This window comes from Paenibacillus sp. MCAF9, from assembly GCF_052114265.1.
Lineage (GTDB): Bacteria > Bacillota > Bacilli > Paenibacillales > Paenibacillaceae > Pristimantibacillus.
On sequence record NZ_JBFREL010000041.1, the window covers coordinates 16,016 to 37,076 of the forward strand.

15 protein-coding genes are annotated in these 21,061 nt (G+C 46.3%); 14 read left to right on the forward strand and 1 reads right to left on the reverse strand.

The genetic code is table 11. The features are described 5' to 3' along the window. The first annotated feature begins 203 nt into the window (after window positions 1–203). The 4 genes from AB4Z45_RS30460 to AB4Z45_RS30475 all read left to right on the forward strand — a co-directional run bounded on the left by AB4Z45_RS30460 (window position 204) and on the right by AB4Z45_RS30475 (window position 6,141). A complete protein-coding gene (locus AB4Z45_RS30460; RefSeq protein ID WP_076269248.1) occupies window positions 204–458 on the forward strand; it encodes a hypothetical protein in 255 nt (84 codons plus the stop codon). Window positions 459–629: 171 nt separating this feature from the next. After that, on the forward strand, window positions 630–2,567 hold the full coding sequence (locus AB4Z45_RS30465; protein ID WP_441913155.1) for a putative thiazole-containing bacteriocin maturation protein: 1,938 nt from the start codon (window positions 630–632) through the stop codon (window positions 2,565–2,567). Then, complete coding sequence (locus tag AB4Z45_RS30470) at window positions 2,564–4,504, forward strand: TOMM precursor leader peptide-binding protein (protein ID WP_441913157.1); 1,941 nt, start codon at window positions 2,564–2,566, stop codon at window positions 4,502–4,504. The genes AB4Z45_RS30465 and AB4Z45_RS30470 overlap by 4 nt, the downstream gene beginning before the upstream one ends. A gap of 56 nt (window positions 4,505–4,560) precedes the next feature. After that, window positions 4,561–6,141 (forward strand): SagB family peptide dehydrogenase, encoded by a 1,581-nt coding sequence (locus AB4Z45_RS30475; protein ID WP_441913159.1) that lies wholly within the window; start codon window positions 4,561–4,563, stop codon window positions 6,139–6,141. Between the two features lie 71 nt (window positions 6,142–6,212). On the opposite strand, the gene AB4Z45_RS30480 is transcribed toward AB4Z45_RS30475, so the two are convergent. Next, on the reverse strand, window positions 6,213–6,716 hold the full coding sequence (locus AB4Z45_RS30480) for a hypothetical protein (RefSeq protein WP_441913161.1): 504 nt from the start codon (window positions 6,714–6,716) through the stop codon (window positions 6,213–6,215). A 158-nt stretch (window positions 6,717–6,874) separates the two neighbouring features. Here AB4Z45_RS30480 and AB4Z45_RS30485 point away from each other — a divergent pair, with 158 nt between their 5' ends. The 10 genes from AB4Z45_RS30485 (at window position 6,875) to AB4Z45_RS30530 (ending at window position 21,039) form a co-directional block, all read left to right on the forward strand. Beyond that, a complete protein-coding gene (locus AB4Z45_RS30485) occupies window positions 6,875–7,216 on the forward strand; it encodes a DUF3889 domain-containing protein (protein WP_441913163.1) in 342 nt (113 codons plus the stop codon). Between the two features lie 83 nt (window positions 7,217–7,299). Then, the gene (locus AB4Z45_RS30490) at window positions 7,300–7,611 is read left to right on the forward strand and encodes a YbjQ family protein (RefSeq protein ID WP_076269253.1); all 312 of its coding nucleotides are present in this window, start codon (window positions 7,300–7,302) and stop codon (window positions 7,609–7,611) included. A gap of 187 nt (window positions 7,612–7,798) precedes the next feature. Then, window positions 7,799–10,162 carry a hypothetical protein gene (locus AB4Z45_RS30495; protein ID WP_441913165.1) on the forward strand — a complete coding sequence of 788 codons (2,364 nt, stop codon included), beginning with the start codon at window positions 7,799–7,801 and terminating at the stop codon, window positions 10,160–10,162. Between the two features lie 89 nt (window positions 10,163–10,251). Then, window positions 10,252–11,184: an ATP-binding cassette domain-containing protein gene (locus tag AB4Z45_RS30500; RefSeq protein ID WP_441913191.1), complete on the forward strand. Its 933-nt coding sequence runs from the start codon at window positions 10,252–10,254 to the stop codon at window positions 11,182–11,184. After that, window positions 11,181–12,086, forward strand: coding sequence for an ABC transporter permease (locus AB4Z45_RS30505; protein ID WP_441913167.1), 906 nt, complete (start codon window positions 11,181–11,183; stop codon window positions 12,084–12,086). The genes AB4Z45_RS30500 and AB4Z45_RS30505 overlap by 4 nt, the downstream gene beginning before the upstream one ends. Before the next feature lie 165 nt (window positions 12,087–12,251). Next, complete coding sequence (locus AB4Z45_RS30510) at window positions 12,252–14,006, forward strand: hypothetical protein (RefSeq protein WP_441913169.1); 1,755 nt, start codon at window positions 12,252–12,254, stop codon at window positions 14,004–14,006. Window positions 14,007–14,021: 15 nt separating this feature from the next. Next, window positions 14,022–15,011: an AAA family ATPase gene (locus tag AB4Z45_RS30515; protein WP_441913171.1), complete on the forward strand. Its 990-nt coding sequence runs from the start codon at window positions 14,022–14,024 to the stop codon at window positions 15,009–15,011. Continuing rightward, on the forward strand, window positions 15,008–16,015 hold the full coding sequence (locus tag AB4Z45_RS30520; protein WP_441913173.1) for a DUF58 domain-containing protein: 1,008 nt from the start codon (window positions 15,008–15,010) through the stop codon (window positions 16,013–16,015). The genes AB4Z45_RS30515 and AB4Z45_RS30520 overlap by 4 nt, the downstream gene beginning before the upstream one ends. Before the next feature lie 88 nt (window positions 16,016–16,103). Further along, window positions 16,104–18,092, forward strand: coding sequence for a vWA domain-containing protein (locus AB4Z45_RS30525; RefSeq protein ID WP_441913175.1), 1,989 nt, complete (start codon window positions 16,104–16,106; stop codon window positions 18,090–18,092). After that, on the forward strand, window positions 18,076–21,039 hold the full coding sequence (locus AB4Z45_RS30530) for a VWA domain-containing protein (protein WP_441913177.1): 2,964 nt from the start codon (window positions 18,076–18,078) through the stop codon (window positions 21,037–21,039). The genes AB4Z45_RS30525 and AB4Z45_RS30530 overlap by 17 nt, the downstream gene beginning before the upstream one ends. Window positions 21,040–21,061 lie beyond the last annotated feature (22 nt).

A 21,061-nucleotide genomic window follows, 5' to 3' on the forward strand; every position in this document is an offset into this window, starting at 1 on the left:
TTGTTGACAGCCTCTTTTTTTAGTTGTTGCTTTTCAAATTGGGCGATTAGGTAAATGGATTAGTAACACTAGCGGAGCTTTTTTCATACGTATATGTCATGAACGATTATCGGCATATGACCAGTTTGGGTTGTTCTCATTTTCATTTCCTATTTTGTGAATGCCGATGATAATCACATGAACATATAACGGAGGCTACTAAGATGAATGAATTTAAGAACGATCTTCAAAATTTGAACACGGATGCATTTAAATCGAGTGGAATGACGCCGAATGCGGGTCAAGGCCAAATGGATCCCAATAATGCTCGGTTGTGTATTGGCTTTTGTATTGGTTTTTGTATCGGCTTTTGTTCATGCGGCGGCTGTGGCGGCTGCGGAGGTTGTGCAAGATGCGGTGGCTGTGCTCGCTGCGGAGGCGGCTGTGCCCGCTGTGCTGGCTGTGCCCGTTGCCGTTAGTCAACTATTGAGATGTAAATAGAAGGTTCAAGACACCCCTGCAAACGCTTTTCGGGATGCTGGGGTGTCTTTCTATGCGAGTGCAGGTATGACGGACAAATAGCCATACATATCTTTATAGAGGAACTCTTGTTACGAAAAGCCAGATTTCAAAATAAGGAGGAATGAATTTTGGATCCTTCTATGCGCCTTAAAGTGAGAGGAGATACTTTTTTTCTCCCGAGCTCGGACGGAAGTGTCTATTTCCGCAATAATATCGGTTCATTTCGGATGGAAGGCAGTACAATTGATCAATGGATAGAAAAATTAATTCCGGTGTTTAATGGTGAGCATTCATTGCATGAAATAACGGATGGATTGACAGATCAATACCGTGATCATGTTTATGAGATTGCAAAAGTATTGTATGCGAATGGCTATGTCCAAGATGTGAGTCAGGATAGGCCGCATCAGCTTCCGAGCCATATTGTTAAGCAATATGAGGCTCAGATTGAATTTTTGGACAGCTTTGATGGGTCTGGGGCATACCGTTTTGAGCTGTTTCGAAAGTCCAGCGTGCTTGTTGTCGGGAACGGGAATTTTTTGGTGTCAGTAGTGAAATCATTACTTGAATCCGGCCTTCCTCAATTTCACTTCATCAATATGAACGCGGAAACGACGGGACCTAGACGAATTACGGAGCTGGTGCACCATTACAGACCATTCGATTCAGAGATCAAGGTGGACGAGATCAGCTTGCCGAAGGATGGGGGAGTGGAATGGTCATTAGTAATACAGCCATACGATGCAATATTTTATGTGTCAGATCCAGAAGGGGAAGCTGAGCTTCAATCTCTTAATCAAGTATGTAGACAAAATAATAAAGTGCTGCTGCCGGCTGTAATTCTAGGGCAAGCAGGTCTAGCGGCTCCGCTCGCCTATTCAAATTCGGAGGGTGACTGGGAATCAGCAAGACGCAGAGTCCATTATGCTTCTATTTATAAGGAAACAAATGATTATGCTGTTTCATCTGTTGCGGAATCGCTGCTCGCTAACGTGATCGTTTTTGAATGGCTAAAAACAGCTGCAGGTGTAACGAAATTACAAAATAATAAACTGTTTCTGCTGAACCTAGAGACGCTGGAAGGCAAGTGGCATCCGTTTCTTCCTCATCCGTTAGTCAATCAAAAACAAATGGCGAAGAAGGTTGAAGATTATGAGCTTCTGTCGGAAGAGAGCACAGGAAAACGTGATTCAAGCGGATTGCTCCCTTTCTTCAGTCAATTAACATCCATGGAGACGGGCATCTTTCATATTTGGGAGGAAGGAGAGCTGCGTCAGCTGCCGTTGTCGCAATGCCGGGTTCAGTCCGTTGATCCGCTGTCAGAAGGCCCAGCGCTGCTGCTCTCGGAAGTTGTATGCAACGGTATTAGACATGAGGAGGCACGCAGAGAAGCGGGGCTTGCTGGAATTGAAGCCTATGTGTCTCGTATGGCAAATATATTCATCAACCAGACTCCTGAAATTGGCTCTGCATTAGAGCCTGTGCTTATGAGCGTAGGAGCAGGGGAGACGATCGAGGAGGCCGTCTGCCGCGCTTTGCAAAAGTATTTATCCGAAGAATGGATAAGGCTATACGAAGCAGAACCTCCTTCAATCACGCCGATGAAGCTTAGTCAAGTTGAGGATGAACGATGTCGTTACTATATAAATGCGCTAACCACGATGCAAGGATCACCTTCCTTTGGCATCAGTGAGACTGTAATTGGTTTTACAGTTGTATGGCTGAGAACAAACGATTGCTGGTATCACGCAGTTGATTTAAATGAAACGAGGGCACTTCGCAGAGTTCTATTGGGTGCATTGCTGGACATTCAGAATAAAGATTCTCTCTTTAAAGGGAAAATAAATCAATTGGCTTCTGTAAATGTGAAGGAAGACGAAGTGGTGAACCTCTCCATAACCGAGTGTGATCCATTTGAGCATCGAGAGGTTCTGAAGAATGCTTTGATGCATCTACAAAATAACCAAAAGCGTCTTCTTGTGTATAACTTAACTTCGGAAGCTTTTTTCAATGAGGAGCTGGCGGGAGTATTCGGCATCTCGCTCCGAGAGGAGACAGAAGAGTGAGCGCTAAAATGGCAATTGTAGGCGAAGGGCTGCTTGCAGATTACGTAACCGATCTATTATCTGAATTTTGTCAGGTTGAACGAGTGAGTGATCTGTCGTTTGGTGTTCCAGAAACGGCAGAGCTTGCGCTCGTACTGAGCGATGGCTATGATTCAGCTTCTCATCTGATGGCAGAGGAAATGTTTAAGCAATCGGGGACACCATGGCTGCGCGGCTTTGTATCCTTTGGTGAGGGCGTAATTGGTCCGCTTGTCATTCCCGGGACAGCAGGCTGCTCGCAGTGCGCTGATCTGCGGCGTTTGATGGCTGGAAATGATCGGAAAGAAATGTGGGAGCTGCAGCATCTTTTTATGCACGGTGAAGTTTATCCGGATATTTGGTCTTCTCGAAGCGGGCTTCTGCATGTGGCTCATCATATTGCTGTTGAAGCTGAACATTTCCTCCTTAACAACAAGGCTCATCTTGAAAATCGTGTGAAGCTGGTACATTTGCAAACGCTCAACAGCTCGGTTCATTTTTATTTGCCTGATCCGCTTTGTACGATTTGTGGAGAAATACCTGATGATTCGGCTATAGGTTCGCGTATTAAGTTGCATCCAAGCCCAAAAATTAGCGAAAATAGCTATCGAACTCGTTCGATGAGTGAGCTGAAAGCTGTATTAGCCAATGATTATCTGGACAATCGCACAGGGTTTTTGAACGGAAAAATGATTGATCTGATGTCGCCATTTGCGGATTCGAGCATTATTCTACCGATGTTTTCGGGAGATGAAGGCTGCGCTGGCCGTACAAATTCTTTTGCAGACAGTGAAATGACAGCAATACTAGAGGGTTTAGAACGTTATTGCGGTATATCGCCTAGAGGAAAGAGGACGGCGGTTCATGACAGCTATGAGCATTTGAGTGAGATTGCCCTTGATCCCGTTCGGGTAGGCGTGCACGAGAAGGAACAGTATGAGCGTCCCGATTTTCCGTTTCAACCATTCGACCCGAGCAGAAAAATCGATTGGGTGTGGGGCTATTCGTTTTTGCAGGAGAAGCCTATTCTCGTGCCGGAACTGCTCTCTTATTACAGCTCTGGCTGCGGCCATGGATTTGTATACGAAACCTCAAATGGCTGTGCGTTAGGAGGCAGCTTGGAGGAAGCTGTTTTTTACGGAATACTGGAAGTAGTAGAACGGGATTCATTTCTCATGACCTGGTATGCACAGCTTCCGCTTGTTCCTATAGATCCTTATTCCTCCGGAGATCTGGAATTAACCTTAATGGTGGAGCGTTTACGTGATGTCACCCAATATGATGTCCATTTATTCGATTCGACGATGGAGCATGGCATTCCAAGTGTATGGGTGCTTGCCAAAAACAGAACGGAAAATGGCGTTAATATGATTTGTGCTGCTGGGGCGCATCCCGATCCAGTGCGGGCAGCAAAAGGAGCCATCCATGAGATCGCTGGCATGCTGCTCGCGTTTAATGAGAGGTTAGAAGAAAACCGTGAGCAGTATGAACGCATGCTTCATGATCCTTTTCTAGTTCGGCAAATGGATGATCATTCGATGCTGTACAGCTTGAAGGAAGCTGAGGAACGGTTGAACTTCCTTCTTCAAAATGAGAGGCCGCTCCGTAGATTCGAAGAGGTATTTAAACCGAGGCCAAAGCATGCAGATTTGACAGATGAATTAAACGTATTCCTCAAAGTTTTCCGTGAATTAAATTTAGAAGTTATCGTTGTTGATCAAACGACGCAGGAAACGCTGAGAAATGGGCTCCATTGTGTAAAGGTGCTCATTCCAGGTATGCTCCCGATGACGTTTGGTCAACATCTTGTCCGCTTGAGAGGACTTGAGAGGGTGCTGCGAATACCAGCTGAGCTGGGTTACGTCAAGGAGAGGTTGACGCATGAGCTGCTTAATCCTTATCCGCATCCGTTTCCATAAGCACTGTCTGCTGTCATGCAGTGGATCTCGGCGAGTTGGCACTTAGGAGGGGAGATATGAGTCTGAAGGCTTTTTTGCGCCAATTGCAATATGAACCAGACAAAACCAAACCTCAAGATGTGGAAATTGATTGGGATAACGCTCCTCTACCGTACAAATTATATCGTCATGTACCGGCATTTCCTCTCGCTTCGGATGTTCCGCTTACTTTGACGGGCAAACGGGAACATACGATGCCAACGCTACGGGATATAGGTCATTTTCTTTGGTATACGTTCGGGCTGACACAGCTTAGCCAGTCTGTTCTTGAACAACATGCAGGGGAGGAATGGGAGGACTCCTTGCAGCTTTGTAGACGTTTTGTTCCATCAGGCGGAGGGCTGTATCCAAGCGAAGTATATCTTTATTTGAAGCTGGATGAATTACCTAACGGAATTTATCATTATGATGTGGCGCATCATCGTTTGATGCTGCTGCGTGAAGGCCAATTTGATCGGTATTTGAGCAATGCGTTAGGTGATCGGTGCGACATAACAAACGGCTTCGGAGCCGTATTTGTGTCCACTTTTTTTTGGAAAAACTTTTATAAATACAATAACTTCTCCTATCGATTGCAAGGATTAGATGCTGGCTTGCTCGTTGGTCAACTGCTTGAAGTGGCTAAACGTTATGACTTTGAGGCGGGTGTTTATTTTCAGTTTCTAGATGGTGCAATCAATCATATGCTTGGTCTACCTGATACGGAAGAAAGTGTATACGCTGCGATTCCTCTTGCGATAGATGCAAATATGGAATGGTTCCACCATGGTGATAGCACCGAAAAAAATATTTCTTCAGATGAATTATGCAGTATGCTTCCGTTAATTAGACATGAGCACTACATGCGATCAAAAAAGGTATTGGAATATCCGCTGCTGATTAAGCTAAATGAAGCCTCCATCATGGAATCCGCACGCGCGATTAAACAGCTGGAGGGGCAGCAAATACTAGCTAGCAGTAGCGACGTTTTTGCTTTACCGAGCGTAAATCGGATGATGTATGATTTAGCATCGGTATGCAGGCAGCGCTACTCGCCAGAAAGTGAATTTGTATTGGAAACCGTGAGCATAACCGATTTGGCAGCACTATTGCAGGAGATCATGATTTCTTATAAGTATCGTAATGATTTGGATGGTTTAGTGCGAAGTCCATCGTCGCGCGTCCATTTATATGGCTGTTTTTATGGTGTTGATGGGATTCAAGATGGAGCGTATTACTATGATGCTGCGGCTCACGCGCTGCAGCTTGTCCGTGCGGGTGACCAAAGGCCATGGCTTCAGTATGGCATGTCTTTGGATAACGTAAATTTATTCCAGGTGCCGCTTACTTTTCATGTGGCAGGTGATCTGGAGCATTTTCATAAGGAGCTTGGCTTTCGCGGCTATCGTATTCAACAAATGGAAGCGGGAATGCTCGTTCAACGTTTGCTGATTGCTGCTTCCGCATTGAGGATGGAAGGACGACCGCTGCTAGGCTTTGATGTTAGCTCCATGAATGAGCTTTATGGATTAACGCCAAATGGACTAACGAGTCTTATTCAAATTCCTATTGGCCCATGTCGACCTCGCTCGCGACTCGAAGGCAGTTTGTCGCAATAGTTGATGAGGAGACAAAAGGGCAGATTGAATGATGGCAATCATTCAATCTGCCCTTTTTATGTTTTTCTTTTTTAACCGTTAGGCTGCTCGGCTGCTGCCTTCTTCTGAAGCTCCCCGGCTGGCTGGCATGTAACTGGGAAGCAAACATGGTGCGGATGGTGATGCATCATAGGGTGGAACCAAGCATGATGATAATCTAAAGTCGAGAGCTCCCATCCATCATGAGGATGATGGTGATCGTAGTGCATATGCTCATCCCACATCTCATGCATCATGGGATGATAATCATCCATCATGTGATGAAAGTGATGCATATGGTGGAAATCCTCCATCATCGGATGAAAATCCTCCATCATCGGATGGAAGTGATGCATGTGGTGAAAGTCATGAAATTCGTGCATGTAAGGATAATGATGCATTAGACTTAAATCAACACAGCAATGAGCTGGGGCGGGAGCCGTCTGTGCATTCACAGTTTCCGGTCCCAAATTGGCTTGGGCAGGGTTTGTTTGCATTTGTTCATAGTACTCAGGCATAACAGCCGATTGTGGCATATAAGATTGATTGCGTATCATGGTGTGCCTCCTTTTTATCATACTCTACAATATGCTTTGAATGAAAAAAGGGCACTTATCCCTATAAATTGGGCTGCAGCCTTTAGAAGTGAAGAATAGGACGGAGCGAAGAGGGTGACGCTAATACCATTACAATCCATGAAATAGGTGGTTGCAAAATGATAATTAATATTGTAATTAAGGCTGTGTTCGCACTGCTTAGCTTTACGCATACGGAAGTGTTTGCGACAGAAGCGGCTCATTTGCATGCGGAGCCGTCCTACGCAAAGTGGGGAAAGCTGGCCATGCAAGAAACGTCAAAAGCATACGAGGATGCTTCAATTGTCAATTACAAATACGAAGGAAGAAAAAAGCTTGCTAATGGAGAGTCAGAGGAATGTTTTGTTCTACTGTTAAATAAAGATGCCAAACAATTCGCTATTCGCGTTACGATAAGAATTAACACGATTACGGACAGACTCATAGATGTGGAATTGAAAGAGCTAATGAATGGAACTTAATTGAAACAAAACAGCTGCCAGCTTCGTAATATAAGCAAATGTTTTAAATACACGCTTCTTTATGAAGCGAGAGGAGCATAATGATGCTAATTTCAACAACACCAACAATAGAAGGCCGTCCTATTCAAGATTATATAGGAATCGTAACAGGAGAAGCGATTATGGGTGCAAATGTCGTTCGTGACTTTTTTGCATCAATTACAGACATCGTTGGAGGACGCTCCGGTGCGTATGAGAGCAAGCTGAAGGAAGCACGTGATGTAGCCATTGATGAGATGAAAAATCAAGCCGCTAAGATTGGAGCAAATGCAATCGTTGCGATCGACATTGATTATGAGGTTGTGCGTGAAGGAATGTTAATGGTAGCTGTCAGCGGAACAGCAGTACGCCTGTAAAATAATTTACCATAAAATTGGAAAACGATAAAACTATGATCATCTTAAGCACAGCTTATATGATCAAGTTTTGTCGTTTTTTTTTTGCATTTTATGATTATTTAGAAAAAGAAGCAACAATTCAATTGTAAAATCCGTTAAAATAAGGATATGTATAAATGGAAGATCAAGTAAAGAGAGGGGTCAAATGGTGAACCGTTTTATTCATTTAAGAAATCGAACTATCGCTTATGCGGTCATGATTAGTTTGATAGCAGCTTTCTTAGCGGGAACTGGCAGTGCACAGGCAGCAGCAACGGAGAAGGGAATTTCATTGGAAACGAGTGTCGGATTTCAGGGCTATATGAAACAATCCGAATGGTATCCTGTACGGCTTACACTGACAAACCAGACAGCTGAGGATTTGAAAGGTGAAGTTGTTATATCTATAGTAGGGTCTAATGACTTGATCATACCTACAGAGCTGCCTCTAGGCACAGCCATACAATTAACAGCATCTATTCAAGGCGAGCTTCTTAATCGGAGCAACAGTAAAATACGTTTTTTTAAGGACTCCTACAAATCAGGCAAACCTATTCCGATTTTCGGCAACGATTACATAAACGCAAGAACAGCCAACAGCTACACCATTGGTGTCATATCTCGTGACCCGGATACTTTGAATTTTATGCCATCGTTAAATCAACGAGGCTATGAAATAACGGTCATTCCGATTGCGCAGAAGGAACTGCCCAGCGATCCCATTTTACTCAAAACACTCAATACGATCGTTATCAATGATATGCCAACCACGGTCTGGGATGAAGCACAGGTTAAAGCGATAAAGGATTGGGTACAGCAAGGCGGCACACTTGTGTTAACTGGAGGAGTCGGCTATGGCAAAACGGCAGATGCCTTTAAACAGATTGCACCGCTAGAGTCGTCAGGCACATCGACCATATCCAGCGCGGACTCACTTGCCAGCTTCGGGGGTACCGCACTTGCACTTGAAAAACCTTTGGTCGTCTCGACAGGTCATATAATAGATGGCAAAACGGAGCTTGCTGAGAATGGCCTGCCGCTTGTCGTATCCCGTGAACATGGATTTGGCAGCGTTATTTATTTCGCTTATGATCCATCGCTTGAGCCTATGTCTACATGGACTGGCAGCGCGATGCTATGGGCGAAGGTGCTTAAAAAAAATTTGACGCCGCTTCAGCCTGGCATGGTGAACATCAATAATAATATGAAATGGAATATTGAAAGTATTATAGATGAGTTCCCGTCGATTAAACCGCCCAACTTTATGCTGCTTATGTGGATGTTTATCGGCTATATGATCATCGTAGCGCCAGTACTGTATATAATTTTAGCTAAGGCTGATCGAAGAGAGTGGTCTTGGTGGCTTATCCCTGCTTTTTCTGTTATTACCGGTTTCGCAATCTTTTTCTTCGGTGCAGAAGATAAGCGTAATTTATCAGCCCATACGATTGAGATCATTGAGTTGACTGGACAAGGAGACGCTGTACGATCAGGTGCAACTGCGGTGTTCATTCCAACTGGGGGAACAGTGACTGCAAAATTTGATAAAAGAGTAAATTTATCTTTTTACGCCAATTACAACCAAAATGGAAATCAGAATATGGATGATAAAACGCAATTGATTTCCGAAAATGATTCGACTACAGCACTATGGCGCTCCGTTCCCTATTGGTCGACACGGAAACTATGGATAGAAAAGCAGACGATGAGCAGTGATACGGGACAGCTAACCCTTTCTTATAAGCAGGCTAGACATGCGATTGAGGTAACTGCTACCAACAATACGACAACTAATCTTACGAATGTTTCCATGCTAATCAATGGGCAAGCTCAGCTCTTTGGCGATTTGAAGGTCGGCGAGAGCGGGCAAACGACAATTACAACGAGTACGGTTAATCAATCAGGCTATTTCCCTTATGGTCAAATGATGTTTCCTAATCCATCTAGCCGAGGCAATGACGGGTATAATCGAGAGCGACAGCTTGTAGACAGCTTTGGGAATCGAAACAATGGCGGCATTGTCCCGCCGGAGCCCATAGTAGTTGGCTTTAGCACTGATCATGAGCAGAATTACAAGGTAAACGGCGAAACGATAAAGACGGATAATTTGAAGCTGTGGGTTCAGAAGGTCGATACCTCTTTTATTGATGGGAATCGTGTCATCGTACCAGCAGGTCTTATTAATCCCATTATTACGGAGAATGCCACGAGTCAATTGCAGCACTACGGGAACGGTTCTTATTTTGTAGGCGATGGCGAGCTTATATTTGAATATATTTTGCCAAATGATCATGATGCTGTATACGATCATCTCGAAATCCTATACAACAACAGTACAAATGCTTCAAATCTCACATTGACTGTCTGGAACGAGAAAGAAGGAAATTGGACAGATTCAAGCAAAGCTGAAGCAGCGCCAAAAGAGTATTTGATTAACAATCAAATTGTTCGAATGAAGTTTTCTGTCATTGGTTCTGTGGACATGACTTTACCGCAGATTGCTTTAGAAGGAGAGATACAGAAAAAATGAGCAAAAATCACGAAATAGAGATCATTAATGTGGAAGTGCCTAAAACGGAACCTGCGGAACAACTATCAAATGATGCGCCTCTGGTTCCGATGATTGAAATCAAACAGCTTTCCAAAACATTCGGAACGTTTCAAGCGCTTAAATCGATAGATCTAACGATTCCAAAAGGAACGGTATTTGGTTTTGTTGGCCCCAATGGGGCAGGAAAATCAACGACGATGTCAATTCTTGCGACATTAATGATACCCACCTCAGGCATCGCAAAAGTAGACGGATTTGACGTGACCAAACACCCGCATGAGGTGCGTAAGCGAATTGGATATATGCCGGATTTTTTTGGCGTGTATGACCAATTCAAAACGTTGGAATATTTGCATTTCTATGGCGCCAGCTATGGTATACCGAAGGCGGAGCGGGAACAGTTGATTCCGCAATTGCTGGAGCTGGTCAATTTGAGCGATAAAAAAGATGCTTACGTTGACTCGCTCTCTCGGGGAATGAAGCAGCGGCTTTGCTTGGCACGCTGCCTCGTTCATGATCCAGAGCTCCTTATTTTGGATGAGCCTGCTTCCGGCCTTGATCCTCGAGCTCGGATTGAGATGAGAGAAATATTGCGAGAGCTGAAGTCAATGGGGAAAACGATCATCATTTCTTCACATATATTGCCTGAGCTCGCCGAAATGGTAGATGAAATCGGCGTCATTGAGCATGGTGAAATGATTGCGATCGGAAATGTCGCAGATATTCAAAATAGATTGCGTGTCAAACGTTTCCTGCATGTGAGATTAGTTGATCGGGAGTCAGAAGCGGAGCTGTTTTTGCGTGATCGCCCTTATGTTAACCGAATTTTCCGAGATGATCGTGGAATACAAATTCACTTTGGCGGACAGGATGCCGAGCAATCGCAGCTGCTTCATGAGCTGGTTGCAGCAGGTTTTCAGCTGATCTCCTTCAGTGAAGCGCAGACGAATCTTGAGGATGTGTTTTTGGAAATTACGAAAGGGGGAGACGGACTCGAATGAAGGAGCAATCGGCGGCAAGAGATGGCCGAACGAGCTGGCGCCACCAGCTTATCAATCCCGTACTCAATAAAGAGTTCAAGCTTAGAATGAGGACGCCTCGCGCGATGTGGACGCTGTTTTTTTATTTATTTGCAATCGGCTTAATGGCTTTAAGCGCTATTTATTTAACTGAAGTAACCTCTGGACGAGGACAGTCCTATAATCCTGAGCAAAGCAAAATTTTGTTTTATTTTATGAGCATGGCACAGCTTGGGTTGATTGCTTTCATGGCACCGGGCCTCACTTCTGGTGTTATTAGCGGCGAACGCGAGAAGCAGACTCTTAATTTGCTGCTCACGACGCAGCAGAGTTCAGCCACGATTGTGCTTAGCAAGCTGGCATCGTCATTAAGCTTTATGGTATTGATTGTGATCAGTACGATTCCTGTATACAGCATGATCTTTTTGTATGGCGGCATCTCGCCAGAACAGCTCTTTCTTGTTTTCTTGTTTTATTTATTTATTATGTTTGTACTTGGTTCCTTTGGCATATTATTCTCGACATTGTTCAAGCGAACAATGATTTCTGTCATCGTAACGTATGGCGTTACGTTGTTTATGTTTGCCGGAACAGCATTATTATTTGTTGTACTCGTAGGCGTGATGGAACAAATGCCGCAAACGACTACAAATGCTTACAGCTGGATCGGTCATATTATTGCCTTGAATCCTGCGGCTGCTTTGTACAGCATTTTAGATCCGCTCGTCTCAAATCAAGCCTTTTCTGTAAATTCGATTGGACAGAAAGGGTATAACGCGCCGATTGCATTGTGGCAGGAGTTCATTATTATCTATACGATTCTCTCCATCCTTGCTTTATGGCTGGGTATTCTTAGACTTCGTCCTCGTTTGAGACGGAAATAATGCTTGAAAAATAATTTATGGTTACCAAAGAGAGAGTTGTGAAGCAAATCATGCTGTATAGGAAGGTTTTGCTTTGCAAATGATGCTTACGAAGTAAAGTTTTGCTTTGCAAGTGATGCTTACGAAGTAAAGTTTTGCTTTGCAAAACTTATAGGAGGGCCAGTTATGCAAAAGAAGTCGTTGGTTGAACTGCTCCAGCCTGTTAGACGCAGGTTGACAATGTTTACAGTGAGCCGTTATGCGCTGATAGGTTTACTTGGAAGCAGTGCTGCTGGCCTTTTGCTGCTTGGTGCAAGCAGGCTGTGGCCTATTATGCATGTTCGACTGCTTGTGTTCATCATTGCTAGTTTAGGTTTCGTTGTTGGTGCGGGCATTGGATTATGGAAGCGTGCTTCCTTAAGGGAAGCAGCTAGAATGATGGATAAACAAGTAACCGAGGATGCGATATCAACTGCTCTTGATGGGTTAATGCGTGAAGAAAATCAGGCTCATCCGATCGTTATCATGCAGCGAGAAGTGGCAACAGAGGCTGCTGATAAATATGTTAGCGGATTACATGCTTCGCTGCCGTGGCCAGACTGGCGAAGCTGGCGTTTACTCATCTATAGCGCAGCTGCTGTATGGATCGTTTTGGCGATACTGCTTTTCCTGCCTAATTCTCTTGACGAACGAGCGGAAGCGCTCGCAGCGGCAAAGGAAAGGCTTGTGGCGCTGGGGCAAGAAACGGAGAAGCTTACTGATCTCGCGGAGGCAGCAGAGCTGCCAGAGGATCAGAAGCAGGAGCTGCTTAAACCACTGAAGGAGCTTCGCAGCAAGCTCGATTCGCTGGGCAGCGATGGAATTGAGGCGCTAGAGCAGCTGGAGGCTGCGATTAACAAGCTGGAATTAGCAGCTGAAGCGGCACAAAAAACGGCGAAGCGGTTGGAAGCTGCGGCGAATGCGATGAGCAATGAACCAAGCCTGCGGCAGCTCGGTCAAGCTTTGATGGACCGAGACGCCGCAGGCATGCAGCAAGCGATCGACGCTATGCGATCGCAGCTGCACCAACTGTCGCCAGCGCAGCGTGAAGCGCTGGCGAGTGCACTTGAGCGGCTGGCAGCAGAGCAGCCGCAAGAGCAAGGCGCCGCACAGCTTGCTGCGGCGCTTGAACAGGCGGCGCAGCAGGCGCGCGCCGCAGGTGATGCCGGGGCGGACGGCGGATCCGCCCCGGATAGCGAGAGCGCCGGCGATGCACTCGCGGCGCTCGAGAAAGCGCTCGCCCGCGAATTATCGCAGGGCGAGCTGGAGCAGTTGGCCCGAGGTATGGCGGGCCAGCTCGGGCAAAGCGGGCAGCAGCTGGCACAGCAGCTTGCTGCGGAAGGCGCCGCGGGCGCAACGCCCGGCACTGGCTCTAGCCCTAATGCTGCATCCAGCACTGCTCCGCAATCTAACTCTAGTTCCAGCTCTGGCACTGGCTCTGCCTTAGGCACTGGCTCCGGGTCTGGCACTGGCTCTAGCCTAAGCTCTGGCTCCAGCACTGGCACTGGCTCTAGCTCAGGCACTGGCACTGGCTCTGGATCTAGCTCTGGCACTGGATCTGGCTCTGGATCTGGCACTGGCACTGGCACTGGTTCTGGTTCTGGTTCTGGCTCCGGCTCTGGACCAGGAGCTGGCACAGGAGCCGGCGGCAGAAATTTGATCACAACGCCTCGTACGATGCAAGGCTCCGGTAATGTGCAACAGGATGGTGGTCCTTCATCAGGGGGGCAGACCGTTAATGGCGGTCAATCCCCGATGATTGATGGAACGACACGTCCTTATGAGGATGTCTATAACGAATATGCAGCAGAAGCGAAGCAATCGCTAGGACGCTCTCAGCTGCCTGATAGTATGCAGGAGAAGGTTAAGCAATATTTTGATCAAATTCAACCGAACCGATAATGGAGATGATCCGATATGATTGAATCCAAAGCACAGTTAGATGAGGCTGCCGCGCGGATTGCTGCATTGAAAGAAGAGATTGGCCGTGTCATCGTCGGTCAGCAAGCCGTTGTGGAGCAGCTGCTCTGGTGTTTGCTTGCCGGGGGTCATGCCCTACTCGAAGGAATACCAGGCCTTGGCAAAACGATGCTGATCCGGACTGTTGCGGATTGCATCTCTTTGCAGTTTTCTCGTATCCAATTTACGCCTGATTTAATGCCTTCGGATATTACGGGTACAACACTGATAGATTTTGGTACCCTAGGCGCAGCCGCACATCGGTTTCAAGCAGGGCCGATTTTCGGAAATTTAGTGCTCGCTGATGAAATCAATCGGGCAACGCCCAAAACACAAAGCGCATTGCTGGAAGCTATGCAAGAGGGTACGGTAACAGCAGGCGGGGAGACACATCAGCTGCCAAAACCTTTTTTTGTGCTGGCTACCCAAAATCCGATAGAACAAGAGGGAACTTATCCGCTGCCTGAAGCGCAGCTTGATCGTTTTTTGCTCAAAATTGGAGTGGATTATCCAAGCCGCGAGGAGCTTAAACAAATCGTGCTTCGCACAACTTCAATTACTCAGCCCAAAGTATCGGTTGTCCTTTCCGCGGCTGAATTAATGGATCTGCAAATGTCCGCTAAACAGATTTTAGTCGCCGATGAGGTGCTTGATTTAGCGGTTAAGGTTGTTATGATGTCGCATGCTGGCGAGCCTGACGCACCTGAAGAGGTTAAACGATACGTTCGATTCGGAGCGGGGCCGCGTGCTGTTCAAGCCATTATCGCTGTAAGTAAAGTTAGAGCATTGTCAGCTGGAAGGCTTCATATTTCTTGGAATGACATTCGGCAAACGGCTTTGCCGGTGCTTCGGCATCGACTCGTGCTTAGCTATGAGGCGCAAGCGATGGGCATATCGAGCGACCAGATGTCCGAAGCCATTTTAACGGCCGTAGAGGCCGCGCGATGAGCGTGAGCAAAGAATCAGCAGACGCATCACAGAATGCCCATTCTCCATCAGCCGGACTTTCGAATCAGGAAGCTTTGAAGCTATTATTTCCTAATCTGTCTTTTCTTACGGAGCTTGAACGAATACGTATTCGTGCAGGCAACCGCATCAAAGGTTTGCTGGCAGGCAAAAGGCGCTCCAGCTCGCTTGGCGGATCGCAAGAATTTGCTGATTATCGGCCTTATTCATCCGGTGATGATATCCGCCGAATAGATTGGAATGTTTACGGCCGAACAGGCAAAGCGTTTATTCGGCAATATTGGGATGAACAAGAGCTGCAGGTTAGCCTCTACATCGATGTATCACAATCCATGGCTTTTGGACATTTAGATACAAACAAGCTTCAATATGCATTAAGACTAGCTGCATGTTTAGGGCATATCGCGCTTTGCGGAGATGATCGAATTTCGGTGCGTTTGTTTCGTGATACGATCATTAAGGAGCTGCAGCCGCTGCATGGGCGTGTTTCTTCATCAAAGCTTTTTCATTTTTTAGCAGATGCCATGCAGCAGCTGGAGAGGGATAGCGATTCTTCTTCCCCTGCCGCAACAAAATTCGTTAACATGACAGCACCATTCCAGACGGCAGCTGCATTGCCGAGACGTTCTGGTTCCGCGTGGGTACTTACAGATGCAATGTTTGAACAGGGAATCGAAGAGACTCTCATTTCGTTAACAGCAGCAGGTCAACAGGTCGTGCTGGTACATCTATTGTCGCCTGAAGAGTTAAGCCCCGATTTGAGCGGAGAACTCAAGCTAATTGACAGCGAGCTGGGGACGGGAAAGGAAGTAGCGATAGGTCAAAAGCTGCTTCAGGAATACCGCAGTGCAGTTGCAGGCTTTCAAAATGAACTGAAGAGCATATGCGCAGCACGCGGCGCCTCCTATATTTTCGTGAATACAGGTGTTTCATTAGAGGAAACGGTTAGACACACTTTTTTATCCTCGGATGTACTTAACAGCTAGTACCAAATTTATCGCTTTATAAGGTTTTTGCATATGTACTTTCCTAGATCTCTTTAACGCATGATTAGAATTGATTGGAGGGTATTGGATGCAGTTTTTGTCCGTGGCATCGGCTTGGTTTGCATTTGCGTTGCCAGCTATCGCTGCCATGTATATCCTAAAGAGAACCTATAAGAACCAGCATATCGCTAGTCACCTGCTATGGAGACGGGTATTGCAGGAGCAGGAAGCGAATCGGCCATGGCAAAAGCTCCGCAGCCGCTGGCTTCTCATTTTGCAGCTGCTCGTTGCGCTAATACTCGTTATCGCTTTAATGGAGCCAATAGTCATGAGGCAGGCACCACCAGATGGTCATGCTGTCCTCCTCATTGATCGTTCTGCAAGCATGTCGGCAAAAACAGGAGATATCAATTTTAATGCGAAGACACGACTTGAATCAGCAACAGAAGCAGCAGAGATCTGGCTTGACAAACAATCAAATGCTCGATTGATTACGATTGTTGCCACAGGCGCGCAGCCTGAAGTGTTGACGAATCGCGAAAGAAACAAAGAGCAGATGAAACGACAACTGCAAGCGATAACTCCTTTTTATGGAAAAACAGATCATACCGCAGCCCTTTCGTTAGCAGATTCTTTGTTGCAAGAGGATTCAAATGGAGAGGTCGTAATTTTTTCAGATGGCCAGTGGTCAGATGCTGCAGAAGCCAACAAGCTCAACCTGCATGCAAAAGTTGAGCGTGTAATCGTAGGACAAGCGAGCTCTGACAGCAATGTATCGCTTTTATATTTTGGCATCAAAGCAGATTCTAACGATAGCGGTAAAAGTGTGGGTATGATCACGATACAAAATGACAGCAAGCGGGAGCAGACGGTAAACCTTGATGTATTCGCTGCAAATAATGAGAGTGACGTAAAAAAGCAGATTCTAGCTGCAAACCGAACCGTTATTGTTCCAGCAGGCGCGTGGGAGAGCGTGGAGATCGCCGATCTTCCTCCAGCCCTTTATTACAAGGCCAGAATTGAACAACGCATGGATGCTGTTGTCATTGATAACACGGCATTTCAATTTCCGACAATTCCAAGTGCTAGGCAAGCACTTCTCATTTCGGAAGGAAATTTGTTTCTGGAGAAAGCACTTCAGCTGGCAGGCGTCCAAACGGTAAAAATAAGTCCAGACAGCGTCGTTCCAACAGGTGAGCAGGTTAATAAGCTGGATTGGATTATTTTAGATGGGATGAATGAACGGCTGTTGGCCGACACTGAATGGTCCCTGCTGCTTAAATCAAAGCCGCTATGGATGATCGATCATCCCGATCAATCGGATGAAACAGCAAGCATTCCAACGAACACGAGAGTAGAGAAGAAGGAGCATCCCCTTACGACTTATATCACATTTGCTGATACGCATATTGGTCGATTGGAGAAGCCTGATGCATCTGAACTTTTATGGGGAGAGCCGGTACTTAGCTATGGCGGAATACCGGCAATTTATGCAGGCAAGGAGAATGGCAAGGCGAAGCTTCGCTTTACTTTTAATTTTCAAGATACTGATTTGCCGCTCCGGCCAGAGTTTCTAATTCTTATCCTTCAAGCTGCACAGTGGATGAGCGGCGGTTCTCATCTTGAGCTTGGTTCTGTCATTTCTGAGCAGTTAATGGAAATTTCTCTACATACGAATACGGTTAAAGCGGTTTGGGAGGCGGTTGAGCTTACAGGAGGAGACTCCCGAGCTGAGCGTGCGCTGCTTCGTCAGTCAGCAGAGCTTGATTTGGATTCAGCTGGATTATATATCGCACCCTCCATTCCAGGGTTATACCGCCTAGTAGAAAGCGACAAAGAACAAATGGCTGTAAGCAGTCGGTTGCTCGCTGTCACAGTTGATCATGAGGAGCTTCAGAATAATGGAGCCGATGCAGGGGTATTTTTGCCGAACGCAACCTCTGGGCTCGCTCCAGCTCCTGGCATAGATCGTTCAACAGAAGAACAGCAGATATCATTGCAATTGTATGTTGCGATTTTGTTGCTCTTCATAATGGCAGCTGAATGGGAGGTGTATCGCCGTGGGCTTTCAGGCTGAGTTCCCGCTCGCGTTTCTATTGCTGCTTCCTTGGCTTTTATATATCGTTTGGATGTTCAAAATGACCCTTCGACTTCGCGGCCGCAGAAAAATAATGTCTATTGTCACACGATCGATTATACTGTTACTCCTGATTGCAATTGCGGCTCAAGTCCAGCCGTTTATTGAGCGGGAGCAGCGCAGCCTCGTATTTGTCGCTGACAGGTCAGAGAGCATGCGAGCCGATAAGCGTATAGGCAAGTGGATAAATGAGGCGTGGACTGCTAAAGAAGAAGCTGATCGGGGAGGAATCATTTCTTCTGGGTTAAATGCGGCAGTTGAACGGACGGTTACGAATAAGGACTTAGCAGTGGATAACGAGTTTAATTTCCAAGCGAATGTCAATCGGAACTATACTGATTTGTCACAAGGGCTTCAGTTAGCAGGAGCTATGCTGCAAAAAGAAGGCGGAGGACGTATTGTACTGCTCTCTGATGGTGCAGAAAATACAGGTGATGTGCTTCGACAAGCACGTATGCTCAAAAATGCAGGTATTTCAGTTGATGTTGTCCATATCAACACTTCGGTTGTAACGGATACCTCGATTGAAGAACTGAATGTACCGGCAGCTCTTAAGCAAGGGGAGACCTTTACCTTTGAGATTGCCATTAACAGTACAATTGCGGGTCAGGCGCAGCTTCGACTATATGCAGATGATACTGAGCTCTCTGTATCGGATATTCAACTTGAAAGAGGCGAAAATCGCTATTCGCTGCAAAGCGTTGCGCTGGACCCGGGCTTTCACCGTTTTAGAGCTGAAATATTTACGGCAGGCGATGAACAGCCGGCAAATAATACAGCACATGCCTTTAGCCGGGTAAGTGGTCCACCAAACGTATTAATTGTGGAAGGCGTCCCTGACTCCTCAGCTAACATAGAAGCTGCGCTGCAAGCTTCCGTCATCCGTTACGAGACGATTTTGCCAGAGCAATTGTCGGTCGAGCTAGCACAATATGCAGCATATGACAGCATTATTTTGAATAATGTTTCTGCTGCGCGTATAGCCGAGAAGCCGATGGAATGGATTGCAAAAGCCGTTAGCGATTATGGGGTAGGCTTGATGATGGTCGGAGGTGACGAGACCTTTGGGCTTGGCGGTTATTTCAAAACGCCAGTTGAGCGTGCGTTGCCCGTATATATGGACCTGCAAGGAAGAAAACAAATTCCATCGCTAGGACTTGTACTCGTTATCGATCGATCTGGAAGTATGTCGGACGGGAAGCTTGAGCTAGCGAAAGAAGCTGCCATGCGAACGATTGAGCTGCTGCGAGATACCGATACAGTAGGAGTAGTCGCATTCGATTCTTCGCCATGGTGGGTTGTAAAACCGACGAAGCTTACAGATCGCCAAGCTGTCCTTGATCAAATCCAAAGCATTCAGCCTGAAGGAGGCACCGAAATATTTTCAGCGCTGAATGAAGGTTATGAAGGTTTAAATAAGCTTGACGCACAGCGAAAGCACATGATTTTGCTGACGGATGGTCAATCTTCAACGAATGCCAACTACAATACGATTACAGATGCAATGAATGAGAAAAATATGACGCTATCGACAGTTGCTGTAGGAGAAGACGCCGATCAAAAACTGCTTGAGCAGCTGGCGAAAAAAGCCAAAGGGCGGTATTACTTTACGAAAGACGAAAGCACGCTTCCCGCTATTTTTAGCCGAGAGACCGTGATGATGTCTAGAACGTACGTCGTGGAGCAAACCTTCACACCAAGTATCGGTCAAGCAGGAGAGTGGTCTTCCCTTTGGCGCAATGGATTGCCTGCAATCCATGCCTATATAGCAACTACGCCGAAAGAAACAGCTGAGATTGCATTATGGACACCCGAAGGCGATCCACTCCTCGCACGCTGGTCTTATGGTTCTGGAAGGACGGTTGCATGGACTAGTGATTTAAGCGGAAAATGGTCAAGCCAATGGGTGCAATGGGCTGAGCTTCCTAAAGTTTTCGTTGATTGGGTAAAATGGACGTTCCCACAGTTTGAGCATGCTCCTTATACCATTTCTGCACAAGTTGATGGTAATGAAGCAAAGCTAACCGTTCATTCACAGGCGGAGGGAGCAGGGGTTGACAGCAAGCTTTCCGCAGGCATCCTGAATCAAGAGGGAGAAAGCGAACGGAAGCGGTTAATGCCAGTGGCGCCAGGTAAGTTTGAAACAAAGCTAACGGTTACTGAACCCGGTGTTTATTTAGCGCAGATTGGTCATGGGGAGAGTCACTCGTCTATTCAAAATGGGAATACGGCAGGATTTGTGATCCCTTATTCGCCAGAATATCGAATCGCAAATCAGGATGGTTTAAAGCTGCTTGAGCAGGTGGCCGCCACAACTAGTGGAAGGATTTTAGATCCAACAGACCCAAAGCAAGCCTTCCGATTCGAACCTGATCGTACACGGCAAGTTTATAACTGGACACATAGCCTTCTCGTGGCAGCACTGCTGCTATGGCTGCTCGATATCGCCATTCGCAGATTGTCTATTTCATGGAAACGTGGGTTTCAGCCGATTATCCAAACATTTCGTACAAAAACGAAGTTATCAAACCAGCGAGATAACGAAAGAGCTTTAAGTGGCCATTCGTCAAGCTCTGTGAGTCGCTTAAAGGAAAGAAAGTCAGAAGCAGTCCGTTTTTATAGCGGAGATAACCATCCACGATATCGTGAAGAAAAAGGCCAATCGGGAGATGCTTCGGACAAACGAGACGATGAGAAAAAAGTGAGCGTTTCTATGGCGAGGAACAAGGGCGTACAAGTGCCAACCAGAGAGGTGGAGCGCGCGCAAGAAAATGATCCCAGTTCTGCAAGAGAACTAGATTCGAGTCGAGTAAATATGCAAGGCAAAGTAGAGAACGGAGCCACGATCAATCGTCTGCTTGCAGCGAAAAACAGAAAGAAGCGTTAGTATACTGCTATCCATGCGGAGG

What these genes read in the sequence shown, in the direction of transcription:
- AB4Z45_RS30515 (WP_441913171.1), top strand. Translation starts at nt 14,022, where the DNA reads ATGATTGAATCCAAAGCACAGTTAGATGAGGCTGCCGCGCGGATTGCT.
- AB4Z45_RS30525 (WP_441913175.1), top strand. Translation starts at nt 16,104, where the DNA reads ATGCAGTTTTTGTCCGTGGCATCGGCTTGGTTTGCATTTGCGTTGCCA.
- AB4Z45_RS30475 (WP_441913159.1), top strand. Translation starts at nt 4,561, where the DNA reads ATGAGTCTGAAGGCTTTTTTGCGCCAATTGCAATATGAACCAGACAAA.
- AB4Z45_RS30480 (WP_441913161.1), bottom strand. Translation starts at nt 6,716, where the DNA reads ATGATACGCAATCAATCTTATATGCCACAATCGGCTGTTATGCCTGAG.
- AB4Z45_RS30495 (WP_441913165.1), top strand. Translation starts at nt 7,799, where the DNA reads ATGGTGAACCGTTTTATTCATTTAAGAAATCGAACTATCGCTTATGCG.
- AB4Z45_RS30500 (WP_441913191.1), top strand. Translation starts at nt 10,252, where the DNA reads ATGATTGAAATCAAACAGCTTTCCAAAACATTCGGAACGTTTCAAGCG.
- AB4Z45_RS30520 (WP_441913173.1), top strand. Translation starts at nt 15,008, where the DNA reads ATGAGCGTGAGCAAAGAATCAGCAGACGCATCACAGAATGCCCATTCT.
- AB4Z45_RS30460 (WP_076269248.1), top strand. Translation starts at nt 204, where the DNA reads ATGAATGAATTTAAGAACGATCTTCAAAATTTGAACACGGATGCATTT.
- AB4Z45_RS30505 (WP_441913167.1), top strand. Translation starts at nt 11,181, where the DNA reads ATGAAGGAGCAATCGGCGGCAAGAGATGGCCGAACGAGCTGGCGCCAC.
- AB4Z45_RS30510 (WP_441913169.1), top strand. Translation starts at nt 12,252, where the DNA reads ATGCAAAAGAAGTCGTTGGTTGAACTGCTCCAGCCTGTTAGACGCAGG.
- AB4Z45_RS30485 (WP_441913163.1), top strand. Translation starts at nt 6,875, where the DNA reads ATGATAATTAATATTGTAATTAAGGCTGTGTTCGCACTGCTTAGCTTT.
- AB4Z45_RS30490 (WP_076269253.1), top strand. Translation starts at nt 7,300, where the DNA reads ATGCTAATTTCAACAACACCAACAATAGAAGGCCGTCCTATTCAAGAT.